Genomic DNA, 19461 nt, shown 5'->3' on the forward strand with positions numbered 1-19461 from the left:
AAGCGTCGATATTCGACACGCGGCCACTACAACCGAGACTAAGGCGCGCGACTATGATCTCGACCATCCGAACCGCATTGAGATCGGTTAAAGCGTTATCGGTGGGTGCGTCATAGCCGCTCCCATTCGCGCTCGGCATCGTCGATCGCCTCGAACACATCGCCGTCGGCGCCCCGGCCGGACAGGTACTTGCGCACTTCCTCGGGATCACCCGCCTTGGGAAAGCCCGGATCGGCCTTGGCCGCCTTGGCGAGGTTGGCGATCCATTCGCTGCGATGCGTGACCTGCTTCACCAGCCAGCCGCCGAACGGCTGGCGGTGGATAGCGGGTTCCTCCGCATAGAATGTCGGGAGGCTGTCTGTAACGGGCTGCGCGATGGCCGGCGCCGACGGGTACACCCTGACAGGGCCATCGCCGGTTGGCATCTCCATTTGCATGGCGGCTGATGTCGCTCGCTTAGCTGCGCGGGGCATGGCGTTTCCTCTTGCACGACTCGACTGCCAGCCATCATATATGTTCCACGTTTGTTCTACAATCGGAGGGCCTGATGGGCTGGATCGAGTTCACGCTTCCCGCGACCGGCCGTCTGGGGAAGCGGCGGAAGGCGGCGGCGATCAAGGATGCGCAGGCAGCCGCTCAGGGTCGGCGCATCTGTCATGCCCCGCCCTCACCCGCTGGCGTGCGCCTCAACGTGGTCGGCGGGTTCTACGATAACGAGGATGGCACCAGTCGGCAGAAGGAGACCCGTAAGCTGCGACCGGGCGATCCCGTTCAGCTACGGCGCGAACCGGAAAACCGCTTCGACCCTTCGGCTGTTGGCGTGTATCCGGCGGCCGGCGTGCGCATCGGCTACATCGGCGAACAACGCACCGCCTGGATCGGATCGAAGATCGATCGGGGTATGGTGACTGGCGCGACGGTCGAGCGGATCATCGGCAAGGTACGCGAGGGCAATTTGAAGCCCGTGCTGCGGATAGAGATCGAACCCTGATCCCCCCTCTCCCCACCCTTGGCCGAGTTCGACGGACGGCAGAAAATGTTGGAGCTATCGCGCATTCGAATTTCCGAACACCCGAGTCGGCGCCGCGCCATCCTTGTTCAAGTGGGGGCCTATTTGGGGGCCTTGCCGGAAACGGCCGATATAGGATCGGCGATAATTAGCCAAAAACGCGACCTTATGGGACGGACACCCCATCCGCCATTTGCCGTCGCTCCAGTGGCCGGTCTCAATCTTTCGCGATCCCACGCCGGATCGGCTTGGCCGTGGCGCATGTCGGCGTGCCGTCCTTCGCGGTGCCGATGATCACCAGTTCGATCGGCTTGCCGGTCAGCGGAGCACGTTGCAGCAGATCGTCGTCGAGATCGTGGATGTCGATCTTGATCCGGCGCGACCAGGGCGAGGCGGGGTCGCCGGCCAGTTGGCCGACGCGAACATAGACGAACCGCCGCACCGGGCCTTCGCGCCGCACCTGCTCGCCGAAGAATTTCGGACCCGGGGCGATGCGGATCGGCATGTCGAAGGAGAGTGGCTCGCCACCCCGCGACCATTTCGGATCGAGCGGCGCGTCATCCTTTGCCTGAAGGCTATGCAGCACGCCGATCACCGGCTGCTCGATCACGATCCGCAGAGTGATCCCGATCTGATCCGCCTTGGCCATGTACCCTGAGATATCATGATCGCCCAGGTCGGGGAAAGGCAGGGCAAGCGCATCTTGGAGCCGCCCTGCCCTTGCCCCTTCAGGCCAGATCGAACCGATCGAGGTTCATCACCTTCACCCAGGCGTTCACGAAGGCCGCGACGAAGGCGCTCTCGGCGTCGTCGGTAGCATAGGCTTCGGCCAGTGCGCGCAGTTGCGAGTTGGAGCCGAAGATCAGGTCGACGCGGGTGCCGGTGAACGTCGCCGCGCCGGTCTTGCGGTCCTTCGCGACGAACACGCCGTCCGCGTCGGCCGAGGCTTCCCACTTCATGCTCGTGCTGGTGCGGAGCAGGTTGCGGAGAAAGTCGTTCGACAGCGTCTCAGGGCGATCGGTGAACACGCCGTGCGCCACGCCGCCGACATTGGCGCCCAGCACGCGCAAGCCGGCGACCAGCACCGTCATCTCGGGCGCGGTGAGCGTGAGCAGATGGGCGCGGTCGATCAGCAGTTCCTCGACGGAATAGACCGAGGGTTCGCCGGCATAGTTGCGGAAGCCGTCGGTCTTGGGCTCCAGCGGCTCGAAGGATTCGGCGTCGGTATCCTCCGCCGTGGCATCGACCCGGCCGGGGGCGAAGGGCACGATGATGGCATGACCGGCCTTCTTTGCCGCCGCTTCGATCGCGGCCGACCCGCCCAGCACGATCAGATCGGCGAGGCTGACCGATTTGCCGCCCGCCGCGACATCGCGCTGGATACCCTCCAGCACCGCCAGCGCCTTGGCCAGCTCGGCCGGCTCGTTGACCGCCCAATCCCTTTGCGGGGCCAGCCGGATGCGCGCGCCATTGGCGCCGCCGCGCTTGTCCGATCCCCGGAAGGTCGAGGCCGAGGCCCAGGCGGTCGCGACCAGCCGGCCGATCGACAGGCCCGAGGCGAGGATCCTGGCCTTCAGATCGGCGACGTCGACATCGGACAGCGGCGCGCCGGTCGCGGCGGGCAGCGGATCCTGCCAGATGCGCGGTTCGGCAGGCACTTCCTTGCCCAGCAGCAGCCGATGCGGCCCCATGTCGCGGTGGGTGAGCTTGTACCAGGCCTCGGCGAAGGCCTTGGCGAACGCGCCATGATCCTCGTGGAAGCGCCGCGAAATCGGCCCGTAGATGGGGTCGAAACGCAGCGCGAGATCGGTCGTCAGCATCGTCGGGCGGTGCGTTTTGGCGGGATCGTGCGCGTCGGGCAAGTCGGCCGCCGCGTCCTTCGCGACCCACTGGTGTGCGCCGGCGGGGCTGGTCGTCAACTCCCACTCATGCCCGAACAGGTTCTGGAAGAACAAATTGGTCCACTTGGTCGGCTCCTGCGTCCAGATGACTTCCAGGCCGCTGGTGATCGTATAGCCAGCATTGCCGCTGCCGAGACTGTTCGACCAGCCGAGCGCCTGCATCTCGATCGGCGCGCCCTCGGGCTCGGGGCCGACATGGTCATCGGGCACGCCCGCGCCGTGGGTTTTGCCGAACGTATGGCCGCCCGCGATCAGCGCGACCGTTTCCTCATCGTTCATCGCCATCCGGGCGAAGGTGGCGCGGATGTCGTGCGCCGCCAGCAGCGGATCGGGATTGCCGTTCGGCCCCTCGGGATTGACGTAGATCAGGCCCATCTGGACGGCGGCCAGCGGGTGGGCCAGATCGCGCTCGCCCGAATAACGCTCGTCGCCCAGCCATTCGCGCTCCGGCCCCCAATAGGTGTCCCTCTCGGGTTCCCACACGTCCACCCGGCCGCCGCCGAAGCCGGCGGTTTCCAGCCCCATCGATTCCAGCGCGCAATTGCCGGTCAGCACCAGCAGGTCGGCCCAGCTGAGCTTGCGGCCATATTTCTCCTTCACCGGCCACAGCAGCATGCGCGCCTTGTCGAGATTGGCATTGTCGGGCCAGCTGTTGAGCGGGGCGAACCTTTGCTGACCTGTGCCCGCGCCGCCGCGCCCGTCACCGATGCGATAGGTTCCGGCGGCGTGCCACGCCATGCGGATGAAGAGCGGGCCGTAATGGCCGAAATCCGCCGGCCACCAATCCTGCGACTGCGTCATCAGCGCCTTGATGTCGGCCTTCACCGCATCCAGATCGAGGCTGGCGAAGGCGGCGGCATAATCGAAATCACCGCCCATCGGGTCGCCCGCCGGCGGATTCTGGTGCAGCACCGTCAGGTCAAGCTGGTTGGGCCACCACAGGCGGTTGCTCATCTCGAACAGGACGGCGTTTCCGTCCACCTTGCCGCCATGCATGGGACATTTCGATTCCGCGTTCATATGTTTCTCGCCTTTGTTTCAGCCGATCCCTTGTTGCGGACGAAAATTGCGCGAATGGCGCCGAAGGTCCAACATTGAAAATTGCTGACACTGATCGACGCACGGTTCGTCGATTTCACCGGGCACCGTCACGGCTTGCCGGACAGATTGTGCGCTTGGCAAAGCCGCCGCCCCCGTGCATGGGTCGATCATTCGGCGAGAGGGGGGCTGGCTCGGATGGTGGCGTTGCCAAGGATTACCGAGGTCAAACGCTATGCCGAGCCGGGCGAGATCCTGCTTTCCGTGACGTTGCGCAACGAGGGCGACGCGAAACTCGCGCGCGGCGTGCTGGCGGCGACGGTGATCCGCCCCGGCCACAGCGATTCCCTCTCCTCCGCGATCAACAGCACCGAACTGGCGGCCGGCCAGTACATCCGCCTGTTCGTGAGCCTGCCCGAAGGGGCCAGGGAGGGCCGCGACTGGGTGTATATCGAGGATGAGGGCGGCGAGGAATTCAAGGTCGCCGGGGTGCTGAAGAAGAAGCTGTTCGGCTGGGCGATCGGTTAAAAATCCTCCCCCGGAGGGGGGCGGCAGCCCGCAGCGCTGACGGAGGGGTATCCGCCTATCGAGCGTGGATTACTCCTCCACCACCGGCTTCGCCGGCGGTCCCCCTCCCCCCGCTACGCAGGGGAGGATTATGTTCGCGGCGGATAGACCCCGCGCAACCCCGCCAGCAGCAGCGAGGCGATCGCCAGCGCCACCGCCGACGCCAGCATGTCGGCACCGAGATCGGCCCAGCTCGCGTCGCGATGGAGCGCCGGGATCGCCTGGGTCAGCTCGATCAGCGCGCCGAAGCCGGTGAAGACGAGGAATTGCTTCCACGCCGCCACATGCGGCCAGGCGAAGCGCGCCAGGAAGGAGATCGTCGCGAAGGCCAGCATATGCTGCCACTTGTCATGCCCCTCGAACGGCATTCGGGGCGGGCGCGGCAGGCAGGCCAGCACATAGGCGAACAGAGCGGCCGCCCAGCAGGCGGCGGCGAACAGGCGCGGCAGGAGCTTCATGGGCGCCTTCATGCACGTTCGCAGGCGCAGCATCAACATTGCCCCACAGCCGCCACGATGGCAGAGGCGTCGTATGACGACGGACATAACCACCCGCCCCGAACTCGATCGGCTGATCGACACCGCCCGCGCCTGGGCCGGCGCCCCGCTGGCCTTGGCGACGGTGACCGACACCTGGGGTTCGGCCCCCCGCCCGCGCGGCAGCCATATGCTGGTCCATGCCGATGGCCGGTTCGAGGGGTCGGTCTCGGGCGGCTGCGTGGAGGGCGAGGTGCTGGCGGCGGCGGCCGAGACGATCGCCGACGGCCGCCCGCGCAGCCTGCGCTACGGCGTGGCGGACGCCTCGGCCTGGGAGGTCGGCCTGCCCTGCGGCGGCGAGATCGCGCTGGTGGTGCAGCAGGTGGCGCCAGGGGCGTTCGACCCCGCCCTGTTCGACGCGATCGCCGAGGCGCGGGCCGATGGCCGCTCGCTCGCCATCGCGACGGATATCGACAGTGGCGAGAGCCGGGTCGGCGAGGCGAGCGACCGCTTCGTCAACCGCTACGCCCCGCCGCGCCGCCTGCTGGTGATCGGCGCGGTGCAGATCGCGCAATCGCTCGTCCGCCTCGCCAGCGCGGTGGATTTCACGCCGACGGTGATCGATCCTCGCGCGCGCTTCCTCACCGCCGAGCGGTTTCCCGGCGTGGCGCTCGACGATCGCTGGCCGGATGAGGCGGTGGCGGCGCTACGCCCCGATCCGGCGACGGCGGTGGTAACGCTCAGCCACGACCCCAAGATCGACGATCCCGCCTTGATCGCCGCCCTCGCCTCCTCCGCCGGCTATGTCGCCGCGCTGGGATCGAAACGCAGCCATGCCGCGCGGGTGGCGCGGTTGCAGGCGGCGGGGGTGCGCGACGAGGCGATCGCGCGGATCGAGGCGCCGGCGGGACTTTCGATCGGCGCGATCGGGCCGGCGGAGATCGCGCTATCGGTGACGGCGGGGATGGTGAAAGCGTTGCGGGGTGTACCTAACTGACGCCTTATCCCTTTCGTCCCGAGCGCAGTCGAGGGACGTGCCCCGCGCGCCAAGTGTCTCGACTTCGCTCGACACGAACGGTTCGGGGTAAAGCGATAGACCTAGACAAACAAAAGGCCCCGCTCCCTTGCGGAAGCGAGGCCCTTCGATGCAGCGCAGCCCCGCAGGGCGCGGCTTACTTCTTGCCGAGCGAGAGACCGCCGAAACGCTTGTTGAAGCGCGCCACCTGACCGCCGGCGTCGAGCATCTGGCCACGGCCACCGGTCCAGGCCGGGTGGACGGTGGGGTCGATGTCGAGTTGCAGCGTGTCACCCTCGTTGCCCCAGGTGGTCTTGGTCTGGAAGGTGGTGCCATCCGTCATCTGGACGGTGATCATGTGATAGGCCGGGTGGATGTTCTTCTTCATGGATGTCGCTCCGTGCGGCTGGTTCCGACCAGCCCGAAAGGGAAGCGCGGCCCGTAGCGAGCCGCGCCCCGAAATGCAAGTGTTGCCCATCCTTATCCTCCCCCGCCAGGGGGGAGGATCTGTGGCGTCACGCCTTGGGCGGGTCGGCGATCATCGCGGTGAAATTGGCTTCGGCGGCCAACTGCCCGTCCACCAGCGCGCGGCCGGCGAACTTGCAGACGCTGGCGCGCTTCTGGACGAATTCCACCTCGAGCCGCAGCAGCACGCCCGGCTCGACCGGCTTGCGGAACTTCGCGTTCTCGATCGCCATGAAATAGACGAGCTTGCCCGATCCGGCGAGACCGAGGCTCTCGACCGCGAGGACGCCGGCGGCCTGCGCCAGCGCCTCGACGATCAGAACGCCCGGCATGATCGGCCGACCGGGGAAATGGCCCTGAAAGAAGCCCTCGTTGAACGACACCGCCTTGATCGCCGCGATCGACCGGTCGGGGATGATCTCCTCGACGCGATCGACCAGCAGCATCGGATAGCGATGCGGCAGCGCCGCCAGGACCGCCCGAATGTCGAGCGGCCCCCGCGCTACCGGGGTTTCGGCGTCGCTCACCGGCCGGCGGCGGGCTTCGCGGTGCCGGCAGCGGCAGGCGCCGGCGCGGCGGCCTGCTGCGACTGGCCGGGCTGCCAGTTGGCCGGAACGGCGATCGAGGCGGTCTTGACGAGCGCGTCGAGCTGGGTGGTGATGTCACCGGTCAGGTCGCCGGCGGGTGCGGCGGCGAGCACCGATTCCGGCTGCACGAGCAGCACGACATTCTTGGCGGTCATCGCCTGGCGCACGGCCTGGTCGAGCTTGGCCGCGACCTGCTCCTGCGCATAAGCGTTGGGGCGGGCGAACGGCAGCGACAGAGTCTGCAACTCGCGCTGGGCCGACTGGATGCGCGTCTGATACGCGGTCGTCTTGGCCTGAAGCGTCGCAGGCGGGGTGTTGCCGGCGGCCTGCAGAGTCTGCAACTCGCTCGCGAGCGGCTGGATTTCCTTCTGGAGAGCCTGCTCGCGCGCCGCCGAAGCGTCGATCTGCGCCTTGTACTGGGTCTGGATCTGGGTGCGCGCCGCCTTCATCGCGGCCGAATTGGCGACGGCGGCGTCCAGATTGGCGGTCGCGACCTGCGCGAACGCGGGCACCGCCATGAGAGCGACGGCGGCGATGGCCGCCTTGAACATGATCTTCATCAGAATTGCGTCCCTACGTTGAAGCTGAACAATTTGGTGTTGTCGCCGGGCGACTTCAGCAGCGCCTTGGCGAGATCGATCCGGAGGGGACCGAAGGGGGAATTCCAGTTGACGCCGATACCCACCGAGAGACGCGGCTTCGGCGTGTTGCCGAAATATTCCTCACGGAACGGCGTGATCGTGTTGCCGACGGCGGTGGTGGTGGCGGTGGGCACGGTGACATAGGTGCCATCCGCTTCCAGATACAACGGGTTACCGGCATTGTCTCGAACCGGAATGAAGGTGCCCGTGCAGGGGTTGGTGGCCGACGACCCCGCGCAATTATCCAGCAGCTGCGGCTTGCGGACGTTGAACACCGCACCCGCGTCGGCGAAGATCGAGGGACGCAGGCCCAGTTCGCGCGCGCCGTTGCCGAGCGGCAGTTCCAGTTCGAGGCGGCCGAGATAGTAAGCGTTACCGCCCAGCGCGTCGTCGGTATATTGCTGGCGATCGGCCACCAGCACGGGGTTCGCCGGATCGCTGATGTCATACGGCTTGCGGATCACGCGCGGGCCGACGCCACGGATGTTGAAGCCGCGGATCTGCGGCTCGCCCAGCTGGAAACGATCGATCAGGCGGACCTGCTGGCCGATGCCCTTGATGTAGCCGCCCTCGACGCTGGTCGAGAAGATGAAGCCCGAGCCGATGTTGAAATATTTCTTCGCGCTCGCCGTCGTCCGCAGATAGCGCACGTCACCGCCGACACCGGCGAAATCCTGGCTGAACAGCAGGCGGTTGCCGCGCGTCGGCCGGATGCGGTTGTCGAGATTGTCATAGGCCAGCGAATAGCCGACCGACGACGTGAAGCGATTGCCGATCGAGTCGCACAGATAGCGGCCGGCCAGCAGCGGCGAACATTCCCCGTTGAGATAGAAGGAATTCCGATCGAGCGTGACCTGATCGTAGCTCAGGCCGTAGCGCAGCGCGAGGCTCCAATATTCCGTCAGCGGCACGCCCGCGCGGAGCTGGAAGCCGGTCGTCGTCTGCTGATAGGTCGTATTACGTTCATTATCATTGATATAGTTGAAGCTGTTGTAATCGCGGCGGAAGATATCGCCACCGACCGCGATGTTCTTGTCGAACACGTAAGGCTCGGTGAAGCCGACGCTGACCGACTTGGAGTAGCGCGACCAGTCGGCCGAGGCGCGCAGTTCCTGGCCCTTGCCCATGAAGTTGCGCTGCGTGACCGAAAGGTTGACGATGAAGCGTTCGAGGCTGGAATAGCCGGCCGACACCTGAAGTTCGCCGGTCGACTTCTCTTCGACGTTCGCCTCCAGGATGACTTTGTCGGGCGCGGAGCCCTGCTTCTGCTCGATCTCCAGCTTGTCCTGGAAATAACCAAGCGATTGAATGCGATCGCGCGAACGCTTCACACGGAATCCGTTGAACGCATCGCCTTCCGCCAGGCGAAATTCGCGGCGGACGACCTTGTCGCGCGTGATCGTGTTGCCGTTGATATCGACCCGCTCGACATAGACGCGCGGGGATTCGGCGATGCGGAAGGTGACCGACATGGTCAGCTTCTCGGGATCGCGATCGAAGTCCGGCCGCACGTCGGCGAAGGCATAGCCCAGCAGGCCGGCGGTCTCGTTGATCGCGTCGACCGTGTCTTCCACCAGCTTGGCGTTGTACCAGGCACCGTCCTGCGCCTTCACGAACGCCTTGGCGACCTCAGGCTTCAGATCATGAATGTCGCTTTCGACATTGATATTGCCGAATTTATACCTTTTGCCCTCTTCCACCACATAGGTGATGATGAAGTTGCGCTTGTCGGGCGTCAGCTCCGCCACGGCCGAAACCACGCGGAAATCGGCATAGCCCTGCGTCAGGTAGAATTGGCGCATCTTCTGCTGATCGTAGGACATGCGATCGGGATCGTAGCTGGTGCCCGACGAGAAGATCTTGGTGAGGCCGGTCTGCTTGGTGGCCATCTCGCCGCGCAGGCGGCCGTCCGAAAATTCCTTGTTGCCGATGATGTTGATGCGCCGGACCTTGGACTTGGCGCCCTCGCTGATCTCGAACACGATATCGACGCGGTTCTGATCGAGCTGCACCATCTTTGGCTCGACGGTAGCGGCATAGCGCCCCTGCCGCTGATAGAGCTGGATGATGCGCGCGACATCGGCGCGGGCCTTGGAACGGGTGAAGATCTGGCGCGGCGAGAGCTTGATCTCGGGCCGGATCTTGTCTTCCTTCAGCCGCTTGTTGCCTTCCAGCACGATGCGGTTGACGACCGGATTCTCGCGCACCTGGATGATGAGGTTGCCGGTATCCGCGCCGGCGATCTGCACGTCGGCGAACAATTCAGTGGCGTAGAGATCCTTGAGCGCCTGATCGAGCGACTCGCGGGTATAGGGCTCGCCCGCACGCAGCTTCACATAGGAGCGCACCGTATCGGCCTCGAGCCGCTGGGCACCGCTCACGCCGATCGACCGGATCGTGCCGGAGCCCGGCAGCGGCGCGGCGGCCGGCTGCGACGAGGTGTCGGCCGGCGGCTTGACCGCGAGCTTCGGCGCGGCCTGGCCCCAAACCGGCGCGCCGCCGAGGGCGGTGCCGGCGAGGAACAGCGCGCTCGCTGCCGCCATACGCCTGTTGTGGACCTTCAAGGCCCCGATGCTGCTCAGGCTCACCAATCCCCGCCCTTTACTCAGAAACACGAAGGCCATGCGCATCATCGCGATGGCCAGAAACAGTAGCGAAACGCCCTGCCCGATCCGCCTCAACCGATCAAGCCGGCAAGCCGCTGCCACAGGCCGAACGAGCCCAGATCGTTGAACGTCACGAACAGCATGAAGCCCAGCAGCACGAGCAGGCCGGACCGGAAGGCCCATTCCTGCGCGATCGCCGGCAGCGGCCGGCGACGGATCGCCTCGAAAACATAGAAGATCAAATGTCCGCCATCCAGCATGGGGATTGGCAAGAGATTGATGAACCCCAGATTTATCGAGATCATCGCCATCAGCATGATGACGTTGACGAGGCCCAGCGACGCCTGCTGGCCGGAGATCTGCGCGATCTTCAGCGGCCCGCCCAGTTCCTGCACCGAACGGCGGCCGGTGATGATCTGGACGATGGTATCGACCATCGAGCGCAGCATGGAAAAGGTCTGCGCGGTGGCGCGCGGCAGCACGTTGACGACGCTGACGGGCACCACCACCTGCGGCGCCGACATCACGCCGATCGCGCCCATGCGATAGCGATTGCCGAAGCGATCGACCTCCTCGATGGTGGCGGGGGTGACGATCGTATGGCGCGCCTGCCCGGCCCGCTCGTAATCGACGCTGAGCGCCTCACCGGGGCGCAGGCGGACCATTTCCACCACGTCGCCGAACGTATCGACCGACCGGCCGGCGATGCGGGTGAAGCGGTCGCCGGGCTGGAGGCCGGCCTGGCGCGCGACCGACACCTCGGTCAGCGCCTCGATCACCGGCGGGGTGCGCAATTCGCCATAGCTCAGCAGCAATCCGGCGACGATCGCGATGGCGACGAGGAAATTGGCGATCGGCCCGGCGGCGACGATGATGAAGCGCTGCCACACCGGCTTGGCCTGAAAGGTCCGCGCGCGCTCCTCGGGCGGCAGCGAAAGCCATTCGTCGGTGGGCTGGCTCGCCGGGTTCATGTCGCCGGCGAACTTCACATAGCCGCCCATCGGCATCCAGCCGACCTTCCAGCGCGTGCCGCGCCGGTCGCTCCAGCCGAATACCTCGCGGCCGAAGCCGATCGAGAAGGTCTCGGCATGGACGCCGAAGGCGCGGCCGGCGGCATAATGGCCGAGTTCGTGCAAGAAGATCAGCGGGCCGATGACCGCGAGGAAACTCAAGGCTGCCAGCAACACACCCGATCCCATCACGCCACCCGCCTCATCGCAGCCGCAGCTACGTCCCGGGCGCCTGTATCCACGCTGAATACATCATCCAGGTTAACGGGCGCGGGGGGATCATAGCCGTCCAGCACGCGCGCGACCATGTCGGCGATGGCGAGGAAGCCGATCCGCCCGTCGAGGAAGGCGGCGACCGCGATCTCGTTGGCGGCGTTCAGCACCGCTGGGCGCGCGCCGCCCGCCGCCAGCGCCGCCTTGGCCAGCGCCAGCGCGGGGAAGGCCGAAAGGTCGGGCTCCTCGAAATCGAGCCGGCCGACCTTGGCCAGATCGAGCGGCGCGCACGGCGTCGCCATCCGGTCGGGCCAGGCCAGGGTATGCGCGATCGGGGTGCGCATGTCGGGCGTGCCCATCTGCGCCAGCACCGATCCATCGACATATTCGACCATCGAATGGACGACCGACTGCGGGTGGACCAGCACGTCGAGCCGATCCGCGCCTACCGGGAACAGATGATGCGCCTCGATCAGTTCCAGCCCCTTGTTCATCAGGGTGGCGCTATCGACCGAGATCTTGGCGCCCATCGACCAGTTCGGGTGCCGCACCGCCTGCGCCGGGGTGACAGACATCATCTCGGCGCGGCTGCGACCCCGGAACGGCCCGCCGCTGGCGGTCAGGATGATCCGCCGCACCCGCTCGGGCGCGTCGTGCGGATAGCATTGGAAGATGGCATTATGTTCGGAATCGACCGGGAGGAGCGTCGCGCCGGTTGCGCGGGCGGCGGCCATCATCAGCGCGCCAGCCGAAACGAGCGATTCCTTGTTGGCCAGTGCCACCGTCCGGCCCCGCTTGAGCGCGGCGAGGACGGGGCGGAGACCGGCGGTGCCGACGATCGCGGCCATCGTCCAGTCGGCCTCCATCGCGGCGGCCTCGACGATCGCGTCCAGCCCGGCGGCGACGGTGGTTGTGGTGCCGGCGAGCAAGGCGCGTACCTCGCCGAGCTTCGCGGGATCGGCGATGGCGACATGCGCGGCACGGGTGCGGCGGGCGGCGGCGGCCAGCCCTTCGGCATCGCGGGCGGCGGTCAGCGCCACGACGCGATAGAGATCGGGATGGCGCTCGATCAGGTCGAGGGTCGAGGTGCCGATCGATCCGGTCGCGCCTAGGATAGTGACGCTGCGCAGGCTCACAGCGCCCCGCCCGCGAACAAGGCCGCGATCAGGGTGGCGACCGGCACCACGCCGTCGAGCCGATCGAGCGCGCCGCCGTGGCCCGGCAGGAAGCGCCCGGAATCCTTCACGCCCGCGCGGCGCTTGAGCCAGCTTTCGAACAGGTCGCCCGATTGCGCCAGAAGCGCCATCGGCGCGCCCAGCCAGCGCAGCGGCGCGGGCAGGCCCGCCAGCGCGGCGATCAGCAGGCCGACGAGCCCCGCCGCGACCACGCCGCCGCCCAGCCCCGCCCAGGTCTTGCTGGGCGAGACGCGCGGCGCCAGCTTCGGCCCGCCGATCGCGCGGCCGGCGAAATAGGCGCCCGTATCGGTCGCCCACACGATCGCCAGCGCCCACAGGGTGAGCAACGCACCGTTGGGTAGCCCGCGCAGATACATCAGGCCGATCGTCGGGAGCCCCGCGAACAGCAGGCCGAGGCCGAGACGCCCCTGCCCCGTCACGATCGCCACCATGATGCCGGCGATGCCCAGCACCGCCACCGTGTCGCGCTCCGCCCCCCACAGCAGGGGGCAGGCCAGCGCGATCGGCAGGATCATCGCCGCCACCGACAGGCGGATGCGCCCCTGCGAGGCATGGGCCAGCCCGGCCCATTCGGCCACCATCAACATCGCGGCGACGCTTGCCAGCAGCCAGAACACCACGCCGCCCAGCCACAGCGCCGCTACGGCCACCACGATCAGGGCGACGCCGGTGACGAGACGGGCGTTGAGATCGGAACTGCGCGCCAATGCGGCGGTCATGTCAGACGCCGCCGTAGCGCCGTTCGCGCGCGGAAAAGCTCTCGATGGCGCGGGCCAGCGGCTCGGCGCCGAAATCGGGCCAGAGAATGTCGGTGAACACCAGTTCGGCATAGGCCGCCTGCCACAGCAGGAAGTTCGACAGGCGCTGCTCGCCCGAGGTGCGGATCAGCAGGTCGAGCGGCGGCAGATCGGCGGTATCGAGCCGGGCTTCGATCGCGGCGGCGTCGATCGCCTGCGGATCGAGCGTGCCGGCGGCGACTTCGCTGGCCAAGGCGCGGGTGGCGCGGACCAGCTCGTCCTGCGCGCCGTAATTGAGCGCCAGCACGAAATCCATGCGGCGGTTGCCGGCGGTCAGCGCGATCGCTTCGTCCAGGCTCGCCACCAGATCGGGCTCCAGCCGCCGCCAGTCGCCGATCAGCTTGAGGCGGATGCCGTTGGAATGGATTTCGGCCAGTTCGCGGCGCAGATAATGGCGCAGCAGCCCCATCAAATCGGTGACTTCGTCGGCCGGACGGCGCCAGTTTTCCGACGAGAAAGCGTAGAGCGTCAGTGCGCCGATGCCCATGCGGGCGGCGGCCTTCAGCGTCTCGCGCAGCGCCTCGGCGCCCCGGCGATGGCCGGCGACACGCGGCAGGTGGCGCGCCTTGGCCCAGCGGCCATTGCCGTCCATGATGATCGCGACATGACGCGGCACGGCGGGGCCGCCGCCCGAACCGCCGGCCAAGTCCGCTGGAGCGGGGCTGGCCGAAGCCGGCGTCACTTGGTCAGGATTTCCTTTTCCTTCGACAGCGTGGCAGCGTCGATATCGGCGATCGTCGTGTCGGTGATCTTCTGAAGCTCGGTCTCGCGGCGCTTGCGCTCGTCCTCGCCGAACTCGCCCTTCTTCTCGTCGGTCTTGAGCGCGTCCATGCCGTCGCGGCGCACGTTGCGCGCGGCGATCTTGGCCTTCTCCGAATATTGGTTGGCGAGCTTCGCCAGTTCCTTGCGACGCTCCTCGGTCAGATCGGGGATCGGCAGGCGCAGCGTCTGGCCATCGACGATCGGGTTGAGGCCGAGGCCGGCCGAGCGGATCGCCTTGTCGACCGGGCCGACGTTCGACTTGTCCCACACCTGCACCGACAGCAGGCGCGGTTCCGGCGCGGAGACGGTGGCGACCTGCACGATCGGCATCATCGCGCCATAGACTTCCACCTTGACCGGATCGAGGAGGGTGACAGAGGCGCGGCCGGTCCGCAGGCCCTGGAGATCGTGCTTGAGCGAATCCACCGCGCCGGTCATGCGGCGTTCGATATCGGCCTTGTCATAGGCGGGCATGGGAATTTCCTCGGTCTGTCCTTGGCTTACGCGGCCGCCTGGACGGTCGTCGCGGTGGCTTCGCCCGCCAACACACGCACCAGATTGCCGCGTTCGCGGATGTTGAATACCACGATCGGGATGTTGTTGTCGCGGCAAAGTGCCACGGCGCTCGCGTCCATCACCTTCAGATTGGCCGCGAGAACCGTATCGTAAGTCACGGTTTCATAACGCTTCGCGCCCGGCACGGTCTTGGGATCGGCATCATAGACGCCATCGACCGACGTGCCCTTGAACAAGGCGTCGCACTTCATCTCGGCGGCGCGCAGCGCGGCACCGGAATCGGTGGTGAAGAAGGGGCTGCCGACACCGGCGGCGAAGATCACCACGCGGCCTTTTTCCAGGTGGCGATCGGCCCGGCGGCGGATGAAGGGCTCGCACACCGACGCCATCGGAATGGCCGACTGGACGCGCGTTTCGATACCGATCTGCTCCAGCGCGTTCTGCACCGCCAGCGCGTTCATCACCGTCGCCAGCATGCCCATATAATCGGCGGTGGCGCGCTCGAAGCCCTTGGCGGCGGCGGCCAGGCCCCGGAAGATATTGCCCCCGCCCACGACGATGCACAGTTCGTAGCCCATCGCCTTGGCATCGGCGATCTCGCCCGCGACGCGGCCGGTGACGGCGGGATCGATCGACAGACCGCCCTCCCCCATCAACACTTCGCCCGACAGCTTCAGCAGGATCCGTTTGAAGCGCGGGGCTGTCATGCGGGGGTCTGTGTCCGTTTCGTCTGGAGGAAGTGCCACCTTAGGGCGGCGCTCGGAGGGGGGAAACCCCAAACATGACGATCCCGCCGCCCATCCGTCGCAATGCTGCGGCGGACGGACGGCGGGACGGTCAGGCGATCAGACGCCGGCGGCCGCGGCCACTTCGGCGGCGAAGTCGCTCGTTTCCTTCTCGATGCCTTCGCCGAGCTGGAAGCGGACATAGTCCGTCAGCACGATCGTGCCACCGGCGGCCTTGGCGGCGGCGGCGATGACGTCGGCGATCTTCGACTTGTTATCCATGACGAAGATCTGGCTGAGGAGTGCCGCTTCCTTGCGGAACTTGGCGACCGCGCCCTCGATCATCTTCTCGATGATGTTGGCGGGCTTGCCCGATTCGGCGGCCTTTTCGGACGCGATCGCGCGCTCGCGCTCGACCAGCGCCTCGTCGAGGCCCTCTTCGTGCAGCGCCAGCGGGCTGGCGGCGGCGATGTGCATCGCCAGTTGCTTGCCGAGCGCCTCGATGTCGGCGAGCGGGGCATCACCCTCGAGCGCGACCAGCACGCCGATCTTGCCGAGGCCCGGGCCGGCGGCGTTGTGGACGTAAGGCACCACGGCGCCCTGCTTCACTTCGACGACCTTCGCGCGGCGCAGCGTCTGGTTCTCGCCGATGGTGGCGATGTTGGCGGTCAGCTTCTCGGAGACCGTGCCGCCGCCCGGATAGGTGGCGTTGGCCAGCGCCTCGATGCTGCCGTCGCCGGCGAGCGCCAGCTGGGTGACGGTGCGCACGAAATCCTGGAACTGGTCGTTCTTCGACACGAAGTCGGTCTCGGAATTGACCTCGACGGCCGCGCCCTTGGTGCCCTGCACGGCGACGCCGACGAGGCCCTCGGCCGCGACGCGGCCCGACTTCTTGGCGGCGGTGGCCAGGCCCTTGGCGCGCAGCCAGTCGACCGCGGCTTCCATGTCGCCGTTGTTCTCGACCAGCGCCTTCTTGCAATCCATCATGCCGGCGCCCGAGCGCTCGCGCAGATCCTTGACGGCCGCAGCGGTGATATCCGCCATGTCCTTGTCCTTTCTTTGGGTGCGGGGAGGATGAAGCTGCTCCACCCTCAACCCGTTACAGGCTGATGACTTGGCCGGGCGCCCGCCGCGAAAAGCGGGCGCCCGGTATCAGGGTTCAGGCCAGCGCTTCTTCGGCCGGCGCGTCTACGGCGGCGCCGAGATCCTCGCCACGGGCGATGCGGCCACCGGTGTTGCCACGGGTCGCGGCGGCGGCGATCGCGTCGCAATACAGGCGGATGGCCCGCGAGGCGTCATCGTTGGCCGGGATCGGGAAGGCGATACCGTCGGGCGAGACGTTCGAATCGAGGATCGCCACGACCGGGATGCCCAGCGTGTTGGCTTCCTTGATCGCCAACTCTTCCTTGTTGGCGTCGATCACGAACATCACGTCGGGGATGCCGCCCATGTCGCGGATGCCGCCCAGCGACAGCTCGAACTTGTCGCGCTGGCGGGTGAGCTGAAGGATTTCCTTCTTGGTCAGGCCGTGAATGTCGCCGGCGAGCTGCTCTTCCATCGCCTTGAAGCGCTTGATCGAGCCCGAGATCGTCTTCCAGTTGGTGAGCATCCCGCCCAGCCAGCGATGGTTGACGAAATGCTGGCCCGAAGCGCGCGCGGCCTCGGCAATCGGCTCCTGCGCCTGGCGCTTGGTGCCGACGAACAACACCTTGCCGCCGCTCGCGACGGTCTGGCTGATGAAGTCGAGCGCGCGCGCGAACAGCGGCACGGTCTGCGACAGATCGATGATGTGGATACCGTTACGATCGCCGAAGATGTAGGGCTTCATCTTCGGGTTCCAGCGGTGCGTCTGGTGACCGAAATGCGCGCCCGATTCGAGCAGCGCCTGCATGGAGACGGTAGGGACCGCCATGATATTTCTCCTTACCCGGTTAACCGCTGCGGAACAGTGACTTCGGCGTCTCGCGACGTCTGAAGCACCGGTATGTGCGTCCCGCATGTGGAATGGCAGCGCGCTTAATCGCGTTTTTCGCACAGATCAAGTGTTGACTTGAGGAACATATCATGAACATAAGGAACAACGACAGGGCGTGACGGTTTCGTGACCAAGCGATTACCGCCCGCCCCGAAAGGGAGGTTCTTCCGATGCTTCAAATGGTTGCGACCCTGTTTTATGCCACGACCGGCCTGCTGGCCCTGGCCGTGATCGCGCAGGCCCTGCTTGATTATCGCGACGAGATCCGCGTGGCGCTTACCGGGCGCAATGCGCCAGCGGCCAATGTGGCGCGGGTGCGTCTGGTGGGCCGGCCGCGCCGGACCCGGTCGATCAGGATGCGTCCGAACTCGCTGGCGGAAGGCTCCGCCCCGCTGCGCGCTGCCGCCTGATGCGGCCATAGCTGCGGGCCGAGAAAGGGATCGTCGCCGCATAGACGATCATCAACCCGCTCGCCGTGACCCACGGCGCGGTCAGCAGCGATCCACCGACCAGCGCCACCACCACCAGCAAGGCCAGTCGCCACTCGCGGCGCAGGCGGATCGATCCCCAACTGTAGGTTGCCACGCTCGACACCATCAGGAAGGCGCACAGTAGGGTCCACGGCGCCACGACGTAGAGCGAGCGGATGCTGTCTTCGCCGGTCGCCAGCCACAGGATGATCGGCAACAAGGTCATGCCCGCGCCGGTGGGGGCCGGGACGCCGGTGAGGAAGCCGGCCGACTTCATCGGCTGCTCCTCGGCATCCAGGCTGGAATTGAAGCGGGCCAGGCGCAGCGCGCAGCACACCGCATGGCTCAGCGCCACGATCCAGCCGAATTTGGGCCAGGTTTGGAGGATCCACAGATAGAGGATCACCGCCGGCGACACGCCGAAGGCGATCACGTCGGACAGCGAATCGAGTTCTGCGCCGAAGCGGCTCTGGCCGTTGAGCAGGCGGGCGATGCGCCCGTCGAGCCCGTCCAGCACACCGGCGCCGGCGATCATCGCCACCGCCAGCATCCAGTGGGTCACGTCCCCGCTCTGCGCGGCGGCTATGGCGAAGCGCACGCCGGTCAGGCCGAAGCACAAAGCGAGCGCGGTCACCGCATTGGGCGGCAACGCCCGCAACGGGATACCGCGACGCTCGCTCGGGCGGGCTCGGGAAAGCGGGGGACGCATCGATCGCGCCGCCCTAGAGCGGCTGCCCCTCGACGAGGGTGGTTTCCCCGAAGCGGCCCAGCACCGTCTCGCCGGCGATGCACCGCTGGCCGAGCGCAACGCGGGGCGCGGTGCCTTCGGGCAGGAACACGTCGACCCGGCTGCCGAAGCGGATCAGGCCGATGCGCTGGCCCTTGGCGACGATATCGCCGTCCTTCACGAAGGGCACGATGCGGCGGGCGACGAGGCCGGCGATCTGGGTGAAGCCGATGCGGCGCCCCTCCCCGTCCTCGACCAATATGTGCTGGCGCTCATTCTCCTCGCTGGCCTTGTCGAGGCTGGCGTTGAGGAACTTGCCCGAAATATAGACCACGCGGCGGACGATGCCGGCCACCGGCGCGCGATTGATGTGCACGTCGAACACCGACATGAAGATCGACACGCGCACCATCGGCAGGTCGCCCAGCGCGTCCGGCCCGGCCAGCTCGCGCGGCACGGGCACGCGCTGGATCATCGTCACCAGCCCGTCGGCGGGCGAAATGATCAGTTCCTTGTCCTTCGGCACCGAGCGGATCGGATCGCGGAAGAAGGCGGCGACCCACAGGGTCACGCCTGCCATCGGCCAGGCGAGGGTTTCCCATGCGCACCAGGCGAGGATCAAAGTGATCGCGGCGGCGATCACGACATATTTGCGGCCTTCGGGGTGGATCGCGGGCCAGCGCCATTCGGCACTGGGGGTTCCGGCGCCGGTCGGTTCGATCGAGCTCATGATGCGCGTTGTAGGTGGATGGGACACCCATGACA

At 66.9% G+C, this 19461-nt stretch carries 22 protein-coding genes; 4 read left to right on the plus strand and 18 right to left on the minus strand.

Going from position 1 to position 19461, the window contains the following annotated elements; genetic code table 11:
- Positions 1-110: 110 nt before the first annotated feature.
- On the minus strand, positions 111-398 hold the full coding sequence (locus PQ455_RS07560; RefSeq protein ID WP_273690592.1) for a YozE family protein: 288 nt from the start codon (positions 396-398) through the stop codon (positions 111-113).
- Positions 399-547: 149 nt separating this feature from the next.
- Between PQ455_RS07560 and PQ455_RS07565 the strand changes: the two genes are divergently transcribed.
- A complete protein-coding gene (locus PQ455_RS07565; RefSeq protein ID WP_273690594.1) occupies positions 548-991 on the plus strand; it encodes an HIRAN domain-containing protein in 444 nt (147 codons plus the stop codon).
- A 235-nt stretch (positions 992-1226) separates the two neighbouring features.
- On the opposite strand, the gene PQ455_RS07570 is transcribed toward PQ455_RS07565, so the two are convergent.
- Positions 1227-1658, minus strand: a complete 432-nt coding sequence (locus PQ455_RS07570; protein WP_273690596.1) for a DUF5990 family protein — start codon at positions 1656-1658, stop codon at positions 1227-1229.
- 79 nt (positions 1659-1737) lie between these two features.
- A complete protein-coding gene (gene katG, locus PQ455_RS07575; RefSeq protein WP_273690599.1) occupies positions 1738-3930 on the minus strand; it encodes a catalase/peroxidase HPI in 2193 nt (730 codons plus the stop codon).
- 216 nt (positions 3931-4146) lie between these two features.
- Between katG and PQ455_RS07580 the strand changes: the two genes are divergently transcribed.
- A complete protein-coding gene (locus tag PQ455_RS07580; RefSeq protein ID WP_273690601.1) occupies positions 4147-4476 on the plus strand; it encodes a hypothetical protein in 330 nt (109 codons plus the stop codon).
- A 128-nt stretch (positions 4477-4604) separates the two neighbouring features.
- Here the strand turns inward: PQ455_RS07580 and PQ455_RS07585 are convergent, their stop codons facing one another.
- Entirely contained in the window at positions 4605-4973 is a 369-nt protein-coding gene (locus tag PQ455_RS07585; RefSeq protein WP_273690603.1) for a VanZ family protein, read from the minus strand.
- Between the two features lie 73 nt (positions 4974-5046).
- Between PQ455_RS07585 and PQ455_RS07590 the strand changes: the two genes are divergently transcribed.
- Entirely contained in the window at positions 5047-5988 is a 942-nt protein-coding gene (locus PQ455_RS07590; RefSeq protein WP_273690604.1) for an XdhC family protein, read from the plus strand.
- A gap of 175 nt (positions 5989-6163) precedes the next feature.
- On the opposite strand, the gene rpmE is transcribed toward PQ455_RS07590, so the two are convergent.
- The 12 genes from rpmE to rpsB form a co-directional block, all read right to left on the minus strand.
- Positions 6164-6394 (minus strand): 50S ribosomal protein L31, encoded by a 231-nt coding sequence (gene rpmE / locus PQ455_RS07595; RefSeq protein WP_273690605.1) that lies wholly within the window; start codon positions 6392-6394, stop codon positions 6164-6166.
- Between the two features lie 127 nt (positions 6395-6521).
- Positions 6522-6917 carry a 3-hydroxyacyl-ACP dehydratase FabZ gene (gene fabZ, locus PQ455_RS07600; RefSeq protein ID WP_273691302.1) on the minus strand — a complete coding sequence of 132 codons (396 nt, stop codon included), beginning with the start codon at positions 6915-6917 and terminating at the stop codon, positions 6522-6524.
- A 77-nt stretch (positions 6918-6994) separates the two neighbouring features.
- Complete coding sequence (locus PQ455_RS07605) at positions 6995-7618, minus strand: OmpH family outer membrane protein (RefSeq protein WP_273690607.1); 624 nt, start codon at positions 7616-7618, stop codon at positions 6995-6997.
- Positions 7618-10242, minus strand: coding sequence for an outer membrane protein assembly factor BamA (gene bamA, locus PQ455_RS07610; RefSeq protein WP_273691304.1), 2625 nt, complete (start codon positions 10240-10242; stop codon positions 7618-7620). The genes PQ455_RS07605 and bamA overlap by 1 nt, the downstream gene beginning before the upstream one ends.
- 134 nt (positions 10243-10376) lie before the next feature.
- On the minus strand, positions 10377-11504 hold the full coding sequence (gene rseP / locus PQ455_RS07615) for an RIP metalloprotease RseP (RefSeq protein WP_273690609.1): 1128 nt from the start codon (positions 11502-11504) through the stop codon (positions 10377-10379).
- Positions 11504-12658 (minus strand): 1-deoxy-D-xylulose-5-phosphate reductoisomerase, encoded by a 1155-nt coding sequence (locus PQ455_RS07620; protein WP_273691306.1) that lies wholly within the window; start codon positions 12656-12658, stop codon positions 11504-11506. Before PQ455_RS07620 ends, rseP begins: the two co-directional genes overlap by 1 nt.
- A 2-nt stretch (positions 12659-12660) precedes the next feature.
- Entirely contained in the window at positions 12661-13443 is a 783-nt protein-coding gene (locus PQ455_RS07625; protein ID WP_273690611.1) for a phosphatidate cytidylyltransferase, read from the minus strand.
- 1 nt (position 13444) lies between these two features.
- Entirely contained in the window at positions 13445-14113 is a 669-nt protein-coding gene (locus tag PQ455_RS07630) for an isoprenyl transferase (RefSeq protein ID WP_273691308.1), read from the minus strand.
- A gap of 86 nt (positions 14114-14199) precedes the next feature.
- Positions 14200-14757, minus strand: a complete 558-nt coding sequence (gene frr, locus PQ455_RS07635) for a ribosome recycling factor (protein ID WP_273690612.1) — start codon at positions 14755-14757, stop codon at positions 14200-14202.
- A 26-nt stretch (positions 14758-14783) separates the two neighbouring features.
- Complete coding sequence (pyrH, locus tag PQ455_RS07640; protein WP_273690615.1) at positions 14784-15506, minus strand: UMP kinase; 723 nt, start codon at positions 15504-15506, stop codon at positions 14784-14786.
- Between the two features lie 138 nt (positions 15507-15644).
- Positions 15645-16568 carry a translation elongation factor Ts gene (tsf, locus tag PQ455_RS07645; protein ID WP_273690617.1) on the minus strand — a complete coding sequence of 308 codons (924 nt, stop codon included), beginning with the start codon at positions 16566-16568 and terminating at the stop codon, positions 15645-15647.
- Between the two features lie 115 nt (positions 16569-16683).
- The gene (gene rpsB / locus PQ455_RS07650; protein ID WP_273690619.1) at positions 16684-17436 is read right to left on the minus strand and encodes a 30S ribosomal protein S2; all 753 of its coding nucleotides are present in this window, start codon (positions 17434-17436) and stop codon (positions 16684-16686) included.
- A 242-nt stretch (positions 17437-17678) separates the two neighbouring features.
- On the opposite strand from rpsB, the gene PQ455_RS07655 reads away from it, so the two are divergent.
- Entirely contained in the window at positions 17679-17909 is a 231-nt protein-coding gene (locus PQ455_RS07655) for a hypothetical protein (RefSeq protein ID WP_273690621.1), read from the plus strand.
- Here PQ455_RS07655 and PQ455_RS07660 read toward each other — a convergent pair.
- The gene (locus PQ455_RS07660) at positions 17851-18678 is read right to left on the minus strand and encodes a CDP-alcohol phosphatidyltransferase family protein (RefSeq protein ID WP_273690623.1); all 828 of its coding nucleotides are present in this window, start codon (positions 18676-18678) and stop codon (positions 17851-17853) included. The genes PQ455_RS07655 and PQ455_RS07660 overlap by 59 nt on opposite strands.
- 13 nt (positions 18679-18691) lie before the next feature.
- The gene (locus tag PQ455_RS07665; protein ID WP_273690625.1) at positions 18692-19426 is read right to left on the minus strand and encodes a phosphatidylserine decarboxylase; all 735 of its coding nucleotides are present in this window, start codon (positions 19424-19426) and stop codon (positions 18692-18694) included.
- Positions 19427-19461 lie beyond the last annotated feature (35 nt).

Origin of the sequence: Sphingomonas naphthae (assembly GCF_028607085.1) — a bacterium.
GTDB classification, from domain to species: domain Bacteria; phylum Pseudomonadota; class Alphaproteobacteria; order Sphingomonadales; family Sphingomonadaceae; genus Sphingomonas_Q; species Sphingomonas_Q naphthae.